Annotated in this window: 9 protein-coding genes, 1 pseudogene and 1 riboswitch; of the genes and pseudogenes, 9 read left to right on the plus strand and 1 reads right to left on the minus strand. The window is 69.7% G+C overall.

Going from position 1 to position 10,849, the window contains the following annotated elements; translation table 11 throughout:
• Window positions 1–5 precede the first annotated feature (5 nt).
• Window positions 6–845, plus strand: coding sequence for an RNA polymerase sigma factor WhiG (gene whiG / locus ACIP4O_RS15050; protein ID WP_401574855.1), 840 nt, complete (start codon window positions 6–8; stop codon window positions 843–845).
• Window positions 846–1,019: 174 nt separating this feature from the next.
• The gene (locus tag ACIP4O_RS15055) at window positions 1,020–1,580 is read left to right on the plus strand and encodes a TetR/AcrR family transcriptional regulator (RefSeq protein ID WP_401574856.1); all 561 of its coding nucleotides are present in this window, start codon (window positions 1,020–1,022) and stop codon (window positions 1,578–1,580) included.
• 349 nt (window positions 1,581–1,929) lie between these two features.
• Here ACIP4O_RS15055 and ACIP4O_RS15060 read toward each other — a convergent pair.
• Window positions 1,930–2,967: pseudogene (locus tag ACIP4O_RS15060) on the minus strand (peptidoglycan DD-metalloendopeptidase family protein); the annotation flags it as partial.
• Window positions 2,968–3,103: 136 nt separating this feature from the next.
• Between ACIP4O_RS15060 and rpsB the strand changes: the two are divergent.
• From rpsB to ACIP4O_RS15095, 7 genes are all read left to right on the plus strand, one after another.
• Entirely contained in the window at window positions 3,104–4,018 is a 915-nt protein-coding gene (rpsB, locus tag ACIP4O_RS15065; protein ID WP_401574857.1) for a 30S ribosomal protein S2, read from the plus strand.
• Between the two features lie 160 nt (window positions 4,019–4,178).
• Window positions 4,179–5,018 (plus strand): translation elongation factor Ts, encoded by an 840-nt coding sequence (gene tsf, locus ACIP4O_RS15070; RefSeq protein ID WP_401574858.1) that lies wholly within the window; start codon window positions 4,179–4,181, stop codon window positions 5,016–5,018.
• A 188-nt stretch (window positions 5,019–5,206) separates the two neighbouring features.
• Window positions 5,207–5,980: a UMP kinase gene (pyrH, locus tag ACIP4O_RS15075; protein WP_361330291.1), complete on the plus strand. Its 774-nt coding sequence runs from the start codon at window positions 5,207–5,209 to the stop codon at window positions 5,978–5,980.
• Between the two features lie 185 nt (window positions 5,981–6,165).
• Window positions 6,166–6,723, plus strand: a complete 558-nt coding sequence (gene frr, locus ACIP4O_RS15080) for a ribosome recycling factor (RefSeq protein WP_361330294.1) — start codon at window positions 6,166–6,168, stop codon at window positions 6,721–6,723.
• Entirely contained in the window at window positions 6,723–7,868 is a 1,146-nt protein-coding gene (locus ACIP4O_RS15085) for a phosphatidate cytidylyltransferase (protein ID WP_361330297.1), read from the plus strand. Before frr ends, ACIP4O_RS15085 begins: the two co-directional genes overlap by 1 nt.
• Before the next feature lie 262 nt (window positions 7,869–8,130).
• A complete protein-coding gene (rlmN, locus tag ACIP4O_RS15090; protein ID WP_401574859.1) occupies window positions 8,131–9,240 on the plus strand; it encodes a 23S rRNA (adenine(2503)-C(2))-methyltransferase RlmN in 1,110 nt (369 codons plus the stop codon).
• Window positions 9,241–9,527: 287 nt separating this feature from the next.
• A riboswitch (TPP riboswitch) is annotated at window positions 9,528–9,653 on the plus strand.
• 76 nt (window positions 9,654–9,729) lie between these two features.
• Window positions 9,730–10,818 (plus strand): thiamine ABC transporter substrate binding subunit, encoded by a 1,089-nt coding sequence (locus ACIP4O_RS15095; RefSeq protein WP_401574860.1) that lies wholly within the window; start codon window positions 9,730–9,732, stop codon window positions 10,816–10,818.
• The last annotated feature ends 31 nt before the right edge of the window (window positions 10,819–10,849 follow it).

Here is a 10,849-nt window from a genome sequence, read left to right on the forward strand (position 1 = left end):
GACGCATGCCCCAGCAGATCTCCGACTCCGACAGCGCGGCAGCTCCCCTTGTCGCCGGTGGCGACAGTGTCCAGCGCCGCGCGCCCCAGTCGGTTGACGAACTCTGGCGCATGTACAAGACGACCGGTGACGCGCGGCTCCGAGAGCAGCTGATCCTGCACTACTCACCGCTCGTGAAGTACGTCGCCGGCCGCGTGAGCGTCGGTTTGCCCCCCAATGTCGAGCAGGCCGACTTCGTCTCGTCCGGGGTATTCGGGCTGATCGACGCGATCGAAAAGTTCGACATCGAGCGCTCCATCAAGTTCGAGACCTACGCGATCACCCGGATTCGCGGCGCCATGATCGACGAACTGCGCGCCCTCGACTGGATTCCTCGCTCCGTCCGCCAGAAGGCGCGCAACGTCGAACGCGCTTACGCGACGCTGGAGGCGAAGCTCCACCGGACCCCCACCGAGGCGGAGGTGGCGCGGGAGATGGGCGTCGGCGTGGAGGACCTGCACGCCGTTTTCAGCCAGTTGTCCCTCGCCAACGTCGTGGCGCTGGAGGAACTCCTCAGTGTCGGCAGCGAGGGCGGTGGCCGACTCAGCATCATGGACACCCTGGAGGACACGGGGGCCGACAACCCGGTCGAGGTCGCGGAGGGACGCGAGCTGCGCCGACTGCTCTCGCGGGCCATCAACTCCCTGCCGGACCGTGAGAAGACCGTGGTGATGCTCTACTACTACGAGGGGCTCACACTCGCGGAGATCGGCCACGTCCTCGGCGTGACCGAGAGCCGCGTCAGCCAGATCCACACCAAGTCCGTGCTCCAGCTCCGCGCGAAGTTGTCGAGTTTCGACTCCTGAGGCCGGCTCCGCGCGGCGAGCGCGACGTGGTCGGCCCGCTCAGGGCGGCCGCGTACGGGGCGACGGTGCCTTTGCGAGAATTTGACCTCCTTTCATGTATCGGTACCCCGCGCCCTGGGCCGACGGGTGCGGCGTCCGTAAAGTGGACGGGTGCCAAGGATTCGAGCGGCCTCCGTGGCCGAGCACCGAGCGATGCAGCGCAGTGCCTTGCTGGACGCCGCGCGGACCCTGTTGTCCGAGGGCGGGACCGACGCGCTGACCTTCCCCGCACTCGCCGAGCGCACCGGCCTCGCCCGGTCCTCGGTCTACGAGTACTTCCGTTCCCGGGGCGCCGTCGTCGAGGAACTCTGCGCCGTCGACTTCCCCGTATGGGCGGCCGAGGTCGAGCTCGCCATGACGGAGGCATCCACCGCGGCGGAGAAGATCGAGGCGTACGTCCGCCGTCAGTTGGACCTGGTCCGGGACCGCAGGCACCGCGCCGTCGCCGCGATCTCCGCCAGTGAACTCGACCGCGGCGCGCGGGAGAAGATCCGCGCCGCGCACGGTGGTCTCGTCGGTCTCGTTGTGGACGCGCTCAGCGACCTCGGCCACGAGGAGCCGCGCCTCGCGGCGATGCTCCTCCAAGGTGTCGTCGATGCCGCTGTGCGCCGGATCGAGCTCGGGGTCGCCGAGAAGCCGGGGAAGATCGCCGACGCGGCCGTCGCCCTCGCTCTGCGCGGAGTGACCGGCGGCTGACCCGCCGCTCCCGGCGTGCGGGCCGCTCCTCGCCGGCCCCGCCGTGCGTGGTGACCGCGTGCGGGCCGGGCGCAGAGACCGGGACCGGCTGTTCGGCCGGAGAAGAGGACGACGTTTGCCGCGCGGAGACCGGCCGGGCGACGTGCCGGTGGGCGGGCGGCAGCAACGGATGGGCGGCGGGGTCCGCTGAGGCGCTCGACCGCGGTGCCTCCGGCTGCGGGAGGGGGCCGGTGGGCGGGAACAGCCGGGAGGGGCCGAGGCCGAGCAGCTCGGGCGGCAGCAGGCTCAGCGGGTTGAGGTACGTCTTCCCGCGACGCAGTCCCCAGTGCAGGCACGGGGTCCCGCAGTGGTACGCGCCGGCTCCGCTCAGTACGCCGAGCGGCTGCCCCGCCTCGACGAGGTCCCCCTTGCGCACGGACGCCACGACGGGCTCGTACGTCGTCCGTAGCGGAGGGCTGCCGGTGCCGGGCAGTTCGACGCTCACCACCCCGCGGCCCCCCACCGGACCGGCGAAGACGACCCGGCCGGCTGCCGCGGCCCGGACGACCGTGCCCTCACTCGCTCCCAGATCGACACCGCGGTGGCCCGGACCGTACGGGGTGGCCGGAGGTTCCCAGCCGCGCAGTACCGGGGGCGGTGCGGAGACAGGCCAGGAGCGCGCGGCCGGGTCCAGAGTCGTGGGCGCGGGGGAGTGGGGCGACTTTCTCCCGAGGCCGCTATCGCTCGTGCCGCCGTCGCCGCCGCCCGGGGCTGTGGATTTCCGTACCGATGTACTGCTTGTCCTATGGGCGCTGGTCATACGACTGCCGGTGGCGCTGGTCGGGCGAGTGCTCGTCGTACGGACGGTAGTCGTACGAGTGGTAGTCGTACGAGTCGAAGTGGGCGGCCTCCTGTCAGTGTGGCGCTGCGGGGGGCACCCAGCGGTGTGTGTCCGGGGCGGGGACTGCGTCGGAGCCGCCGTCGCCCGGGCCCGGCTTGCCGTGCAGTCGTGTGCCGCACCCTCCGGGCCTTCCTGCGCGGCCCATGTCGCCGCCCAGGCCGCCAGAGAGGCGGCGAGGGTTGCCGAGGCGGCAGCGAGAACCGCCGTACCCAGACGCAGGAGGGAGCGTGCGCGAAATGAAGCGTCAGGAGTGGTCGCCATCAGTGACCATCGCCTTCCTCTGTGCAGGTCAGACCACCGCCCAGGCCGGACAGGCCCGCGCGTGATCACGGAGAGTGTTTCTCCATGAGTAAAGAGTGACGCATACGCAAGGTGGGGCACGCCACTTTCTGGCGATCTGTGGATAACTGGCCCGTTACGGATATCGCCGTCACCCGGAAGCGTGGCGGTCCCGTACACTTCTCGTGGCGATCCGGGGTCCCGGATCGACTTCGCACGCCCCGACATCGGTGGGATTCGTCCCGTACGAGGGTGGGTTCTCCGATGTCCGCGCTTCTCGGTCCCTTGTGGCGCAGCGCGACCGGGGCGTCAGGAGCGTTGGCCGACCGGCCGGCGCAACCGGGAAAAACAAGGAGATACGGCCATGGCCGTCGTCACGATGCGGGAGCTGCTGGAAAGCGGCGTCCACTTCGGTCACCAGACCCGTCGTTGGAACCCGAAGATGAAGCGCTTCATCTTCACGGAGCGCAACGGCATCTACATCATCGACCTGCTCCAGTCGCTGTCGTACATCGACCGCGCCTACGAGTTCGTCAAGGAGACCGTCGCCCACGGCGGCACGGTCATGTTCGTCGGCACGAAGAAGCAGGCGCAGGAGGCCATCGCGGAGCAGGCCACCCGCGTCGGCATGCCCTACGTGAACCAGCGCTGGCTGGGCGGCATGCTCACCAACTTCTCCACCGTCTACAAGCGCCTCCAGCGCCTGAAGGAACTGGAACAGATCGACTTCGAGGACGTGGCCGCCTCCGGCCTCACCAAGAAGGAGCTGCTCGTTCTCTCCCGCGAGAAGGCCAAGCTGGAGAAGACCCTCGGCGGTATCCGCGAGATGCAGAAGGTGCCCAGCGCCGTCTGGATCGTGGACACCAAGAAGGAGCACATCGCCGTCGGTGAGGCGCGCAAGCTCAACATCCCGGTCGTCGCGATCCTCGACACCAACTGCGACCCCGACGAGGTCGACTACAAGATCCCGGGCAACGACGACGCGATCCGCTCCGTCACCCTGCTCACCCGCGTGATCGCCGACGCCGTCGCCGAGGGCCTCATCGCCCGCTCCGGTGCCGCCACCGGCGACTCCAAGCCGGGCGAGAAGGCCGCCGGTGAGCCGCTGGCCGAGTGGGAGCGCGACCTGCTCGACGGCGAGAAGAAGGACGAGGCCCCCGCCGAGGCCGAGGTCCAGACCTCCGCCGAGACCGAGAAGGTCGCCGACGCCGAGGCCGTCGAGGTTCCGGCCGCCGAGGCCCCGGCCGAGACCGTCGAGGCGTCGGCCGAGCAGGCCTGACCTTCCGGGGTTGGTGACGGCGGGGGCCACGCGGCCCCCGCCGTCCACCCGTAGAATCCCGCGGTCCGAGGGTGCCCACGCCGCTCGCCCTCCGGTGGCGGCGATAGGGCCGCGCCGTACGGACCGCGCCCTCCAGACTTCGAGAAAGACTCACAGGATCATGGCTGCGAACTACACCGCTGCCGACGTCAAGAAGCTCCGCGAGCTGACCGGCGCCGGCATGATGGACTGCAAGAAGGCGCTGGACGAGGCCGAGGGCGACGTCGACAAGGCCGTCGAGCTCCTCCGCGTCAAGGGCCAGAAGGGCGTCGCCAAGCGCGAGGGCCGCTCCGCCGAGAACGGCGCCGTCGTCTCCCTCCTCGCCGACGACCACACCTCCGGCGTCCTCGTCGAGCTGAAGTGCGAGACCGACTTCGTCGCCAAGGGCGAGAAGTTCCAGGCCGTCGCCAACACGCTCGCCGAGCACATCGCGAAGTCGTCCCCCGCCGACCTGGAGGCGCTGCTCGCCTCCGAGATCGAGGCCGGCAAGACCGTCCAGGCGTACGTGGACGAGGCCAACGCCAACCTCGGCGAGAAGATCGTCCTCGACCGCTTCGCGCAGTTCTCCGGCGGCTACGTCGCGGCGTACATGCACCGCACGATGCCCGACCTGCCGCCGCAGATCGGTGTCCTCGTCGAGCTCGACAAGGAGAACGCCGAGGTCGCCAAGGACGTCGCGCAGCACATCGCCGCCTTCAGCCCGAAGTACCTCTCGCGCGAGGACGTCCCGGCCGAGGTCGTCGAGTCCGAGCGTCGCGTCGCCGAGGAGACCTCGCGCAACGAGGGCAAGCCCGAGGCCGCGCTCCCCAAGATCGTCGAGGGTCGCGTCAACGGCTTCTTCAAGGAGGTCACCCTCCTCGACCAGCCGTTCGCCAAGGACAACAAGAAGTCCGTCAAGAAGGTCCTGGACGAGGCCGGTGTCACCCTGAAGCGCTTCGTGCGCATCAAGGTCGGCATCTGAGTCCGCACCACGACCGGCTCGGCGTCCCGCCCGGCATGCGCCGGAGGGGACGCGGAGCTTCTTGTCCCGTACCCCACAGGGCGCGGGACGAGGCGCTGATCTGACGAGGAGGCCATTGCCGTGCACGGGGTGCCCACGACGCCCGCCGGCAATGGCCTTCTTGCTATGTGCATCACGAGGAGAACCCCATGACGACGGCCGAAGCCGATAAAACCACCGATTCCAGCGTGCACGGCAAGGGCGCCGGCCGCTTCTTGCTGAAGCTGTCCGGTGAGGCGTTCGCCGGTGGTGGCGGGCTCGGGGTCGACCCCGACGTGGTGCACACCATCGCGCGCGAGATCGCCGCCGTCGTACGCGACGGCGCCCAGATCGCCGTCGTCATCGGCGGGGGCAACTTCTTCCGCGGCGCCGAGCTCCAGCAGCGCGGCATGGACCGCGCGCGCTCCGACTACATGGGCATGCTCGGCACCGTCATGAACTGCCTCGCTCTCCAGGACTTCCTGGAGAAGGAGGGCATCGACTCCCGCGTCCAGACGGCGATCACGATGGGGCAGGTGGCCGAGCCGTACATCCCGCTGCGCGCCGTGCGGCACCTGGAGAAGGGACGCGTCGTCATCTTCGGCGCCGGCATGGGAATGCCGTACTTCTCCACCGACACCACCGCCGCGCAGCGCGCCCTGGAGATCCACGCCGAAGCCCTCCTCATGGGCAAGAACGGCGTGGACGGCGTCTACGACTCGGACCCGAAGACCAACGCCGACGCCGTCAAGTTCGACGCCCTCGGCTACGGCGAGGTCATCACGCGCGACCTCAAGGTCGCCGACATGACCGCCATCACCCTCTGCCGCGACAACAAGCTCCCGATCCTCGTCTTCGAGCTGCTGACCGCGGGCAATATCGCCCGGGCGGTCAAGGGTGAGAAGATCGGCACGCTCGTGAGCGACCAGGGCACTCGGGCCTGACCGCCGCGTGCTCCGGCCGCCCTCGCGGGCGAGCACGGAGCGCCGTCGCCGAGTGACGGGATGGACAAAGCCCCGTCGCTCGGACACCGTGCAGTACGGAAGCGACGCAGCCGGACCTGTGCGCCTCTCGCCCCCGCGGCGGGACGAACCTCATCAGGCCAACTCAAGACACGCAGGAGCAAGTGGTGATCGAAGAGATCCTCCTCGAAGCAGAGGAGAAGATGGAGAAGGCCGTGGTGGTCGCCAAGGAGGACTTGGCCGCCATTCGTACCGGTCGCGCGCACCCCGCGATGTTCAACAAGATCGTCGCGGACTACTACGGGGCGATGACGCCGATCAACCAGCTCGCCTCGTTCTCGGTGCCCGAGCCCCGTATGGCCGTCGTGACCCCGTTCGACAAGAGCGCGCTGCGCAACATCGAGCAGGCCATCCGCGACTCGGACCTCGGCGTCAACCCGAGCAACGACGGACATATCATCCGGGTGGTCTTCCCCGAGCTGACCGAGGAACGCCGCAAGGAGTTCATCAAGGTCGCACGGACCAAGGGCGAGGACGCGCGCGTCTCGATCCGCGCCGTGCGCCGCAAGGCCAAGGACGCCCTCGACAAGCTGGTCAAGGACAAGGAGACCGGCGAGGACGAGGTGCGCCGCGCGGAGAAGGAGCTCGACGACACCACCGCGAAGTACGTCGCGCAGGTGGACGAGCTGCTCAAGCACAAGGAATCCGAGCTGCTTGAGGTCTGATGAACGACTCCTCCTGGGACGCGCCGCCCCGTACCGGATACGGCGAGCCGTGGCCCACCTCCGGACAGGGGGCTGCCTCGGCGGGTCCCGTGTACGAAGCGCATGACGTCCAAGAGACTCGGCCCATGCCCATCGTGCCCGACGTACCCGCGAACGGCGGCGACCAGGACGACGACCGGGGGGCCGCTCGGCTGAGTGGTCCCCTGTTCCGCGACGAGGTGCCGCGGGAGCCCGGCCGACCCGAGCCCGTACCCCCCGTCTCCCCGGCCGCGCAGTCGTCCCCGACGCCTGTGCAGCCGTCCTCCGCACCGAGCCCCGGCAGGCAGAAGAAGAGCGCCGGCCGGAACCTGGGGGCGGCCATAGGGGTCGGTCTCGGTCTCGGGGTCGTTGTCGTCGCGTCGTTGTTCATCGTCAAGGCCGTCTTCGTCGGCGTCATAGCGCTCGCCGTCGTCGTCGGCCTGTGGGAACTGACCTCCCGCCTCGCCGAGCGCAAGCAGATCAAGGCGCCGCTGATCCCGCTCGCCGCGGGCGGCGTCGCGATGGTCGTCGCGGGCTACGTGCGGGGCGCCGAGGGCGCGTGGGTGGCGATGGCGCTGACGGCGCTCGTCGTGCTCGTGTGGCGGATGTTCCAGCCGCCGGAGGGCTACCTGCGGGACGTCACGGCGGGCGTGTTCGCGACGTTCTACGTGCCGTTCCTCGCGACGTTCGTCGCGCTGCTGCTCACCGCGGACGACGGGCCGCGGCGCGTGCTGCTCTTCCTCGTGCTCACTGTCGTCAGCGACACCGGGGCCTACGCGGTGGGCTGGCGCTTCGGCACGCACAAGCTCGCGCCCCGCATCAGCCCGGGCAAGACGCGCGAAGGTCTCCTGGGCGCGGTGAGCTTCGCGATGGTCGCCGGGGCGCTGCTGATGCAGTTCATGATCGACGACGGGCAGTGGTGGCAGGGGCTGCTCCTCGGCCTGGCCGTCGCTGCCAGCGCCACCCTGGGCGACCTCGGTGAGTCCATGATCAAGCGGGACCTGGGGATCAAGGACATGGGGACGTTGCTTCCCGGCCACGGCGGCATCATGGACCGGCTCGACTCGCTGCTGCCCACGGCGCCCGTCGTGTGGCTACTGCTCGTCCTGTTCGTCGGCTCGGGCTGAGCTCCGGGTGGCTCGGGCCGAGGTCTGGCTCGGGCTCGGACCGGTGTCCGTCCTTCGGCTCGGGGAGTGGTCCGGGCGCGCGTTACGCTGAAAGGGTCCGCCGTGACGTACGGCGGACCCTTTCGTGTACGGGCTCACGCCGCGTCGCGCCCAGCGGGGCGACGTCGCGCGCCCCGTACGCCGCCCCCGAGGCGCCCACCCGGCGCGTCGTCGCGTCCCCAGGGGCGCGCGGCGCCGCACCGTATCTGAGGAGTACTGGCCCATGCCGCCCGCACCGGGAGAACTCACCTTCGTCGCGCCGCGCGGTGCCAAGAAGCCCCCTCGTCACCTCGCCGACCTCAGCCCCGCCGAGCGCAAGGAGGCCGTCGCCGCCATCGGCGAGAAGCCCTTCCGCGCCAAGCAGCTCTCGCAGCACTACTTCGCGCGCTACGCGCAAGACCCGGCGCAGTGGACCGACATCCCCGCCGCGGCGCGGGGGCGGCTCCAGGAGCAACTGCTGCCCGAGCTGATGTCGGTCGTGCGGCATATCTCGTGCGACGACGACACGACGCGCAAGACGCTGTGGCGCCTCTTCGACGGCACGCTCGTCGAATCGGTACTTATGCGCTACCCGGACCGCGTCACCATGTGCATCTCCTCCCAGGCGGGCTGCGGGATGAACTGCCCGTTCTGCGCGACAGGGCAGGCCGGGCTCGACCGCAATCTCTCGACGGCCGAGATCGTGCACCAGATCGTCGAGGGCATGCGCGCGCTGCGTGACGGGGAGATTCCCGGCGGGCCGGCGAGGCTCTCCAACATCGTCTTCATGGGGATGGGGGAGCCGCTCGCCAACTACAACCGCGTCGTGGGCGCGATCCGCAGGCTCACCGACCCGGAGCCTGACGGGCTCGGGCTCTCGCAGCGCGGCATCACCGTATCCACGGTGGGCCTGGTGCCCGCGATCCATCGTTTCGCGGACGAGGGGTTCAAGTGCAGGCTCGCGGTCTCTTTGCACGCTCCGGACGACGAACTGCGGGACACGCTGGTGCCGGTCAACACGCGGTGGAAGGTCCGTGAGGTCCTGGACGCCGCGTGGGAGTACGCGGAGAAGTCGGGGCGGCGCGTGTCGATCGAGTACGCGCTCATCCGCGACATCAACGACCAGGCGTGGCGGGGCGACCTTCTGGGCCGGCTCCTGAAGAACAAGCGCGTGCACGTCAACCTGATTCCGCTCAATCCGACGCCCGGGTCGAAGTGGACCGCGTCGCGGCCGGAGGACGAGCGCGCCTTCGTGGACGCGATCGCGGCGCACGGTGTGCCGGTGACGGTGCGCGACACGCGGGGACAGGAGATCGACGGGGCGTGCGGGCAGCTGGCGGCGGCGGAACGCTGAGCACCGCGCGACGGGGTGTGGGCGCTCCGGCGGTGGCGTGGTGCCGCGGTGGTGAGGTGCGGCGTGGCGGTGGAGCGCGCGGCGTGTGGAGGACGCGGCGCGGCGGTGGAGCGCGCGGCGTGTGCAGGGCGCGGCGTGGGCAGCGTGGGCTGTGCAGGGACGCGTCGCGCGTAGGGGACGCCGCGTGCACGGCGCGGGCCCGCGCGCGACGTAGCGATAGGGTGTGCGAGCACCATCGCTCGCGGCGTGTCCGGGAGCGCGACATCTTCATACTCCGTACGACGTACACATTCCGACAGGGGAGCGCCGCAGCGCTGAGAGTGCGACATCACACCGGCAGTCGGTGTATAGGTCGCAGACCCTCTGAACCTCGCCCGGGTCATTCCGGGTAGGGAGTTCGGTCACCACTCGTGCTGTTGTGCCCTGCCCGCGGCCCCGTCGGCCGCGGGCAGGGCCGCGTCTTCTCCTGGCCAACCCCAGGAGGAATCCATGACCACCCGACGCAGGACCGTCGCCGCCATCATCGCCGCGGGTCTGGCTGCTACAAGCCTCGCCGCCTGTGGCGACGACTCGGGGTCCGATACCGGCTCGTCGAGCGGCAAGACGGTCACCCTCGTCAGCCACGACTCCTTCGCTGCCTCCAAGAGCGTGCTGAAAAAGTTCGAGCAGAAAACCGGGTACCGCCTCAAGGTCCTCAAGAGCGGCGACGCGGGCCAAGCGGTGAACCAGGCCGTCCTCACCAAGGGACACCCCCAGGGCGACGTCTTCTTCGGCGTCGACAACACGCTGCTGTCCCGCGCCCTGGAGCAAGGCGTCTTCCAGCCGTACGAGGCAAAGGGGCTCTCCGCCGTCCCCGCCGATATCCAGCTCGACGGCAAGCGGCACCGCGTCACCCCCGTCGACACGGGCGATATATGCGTCAACTATGACAAGAAGTACTTCAAGGACGAGAAGCTCGACCCGCCGCAGAGCCTCGACGACCTCGCCGACCCTGCCTACAAGAACCTGCTCGTCACGGAGAACACGGCGACATCCTCGCCGGGGCTCGGCTTCCTCCTCGGCAGCGTCGCGCAGTACGGGGAGCAGGGCTGGAAGTCGTACTGGAAGAAACTTCGCGACAACGGGGTCAAGGTCGTCGACAGCTGGGAGCAGGCGTACAACGAGGAGTTCTCGGGCTCCTCGGGGGGCCGCAAGGCCGGCGGCGACCGGCCGCTCGTCGTCTCGTACGCCTCCAGCCCGCCCGTCGAGGTCCTCTACGCGGACCCGCGCCCCAAGGACGCACCCACGGGCGTCGCGACCGGGACGTGCTTCCGGCAGACGGAGTTCGCGGGTCTGCTCGATGGTGCGCCCAACCCGGAGGGCGGCAAGGCGCTCCTCGATTTCCTCCTGAGCGACACCTTCCAGCGGGACATGCCGCTCCAGATGTTCGTCAATCCGGTCGTCAAGGGGACGCCGCTGCCGGATGTGTTCACGCGGTACGGAGCGGACGCCGACGGAGCGCGGACCGTCGCGCCGCAGAAGATCGCCGAGCACCGTGAGGACTGGATCAACGCCTGGACCTCACTGGTCGTCAAGTGAGGCCCCGCGGGACGTCGCGAGAGGCGTCGCA

This window comes from Streptomyces sp. NPDC088923, assembly GCF_044749745.1.
Classification (GTDB): domain Bacteria; phylum Actinomycetota; class Actinomycetes; order Streptomycetales; family Streptomycetaceae; genus Streptomyces.

Excerpts from the sequence above, each read along its gene's own strand:
- whiG (WP_401574855.1), top strand. The coding sequence starts at position 6 with ATGCCCCAGCAGATCTCCGACTCCGACAGCGCGGCAGCTCCCCTTGTC.
- rpsB (WP_401574857.1), top strand. The coding sequence starts at position 3,104 with ATGGCCGTCGTCACGATGCGGGAGCTGCTGGAAAGCGGCGTCCACTTC.
- tsf (WP_401574858.1), top strand. The coding sequence starts at position 4,179 with ATGGCTGCGAACTACACCGCTGCCGACGTCAAGAAGCTCCGCGAGCTG.
- pyrH (WP_361330291.1), top strand. The coding sequence starts at position 5,207 with ATGACGACGGCCGAAGCCGATAAAACCACCGATTCCAGCGTGCACGGC.
- ACIP4O_RS15085 (WP_361330297.1), top strand. The coding sequence starts at position 6,723 with ATGAACGACTCCTCCTGGGACGCGCCGCCCCGTACCGGATACGGCGAG.
- rlmN (WP_401574859.1), top strand. The coding sequence starts at position 8,131 with ATGCCGCCCGCACCGGGAGAACTCACCTTCGTCGCGCCGCGCGGTGCC.
- ACIP4O_RS15095 (WP_401574860.1), top strand. The coding sequence starts at position 9,730 with ATGACCACCCGACGCAGGACCGTCGCCGCCATCATCGCCGCGGGTCTG.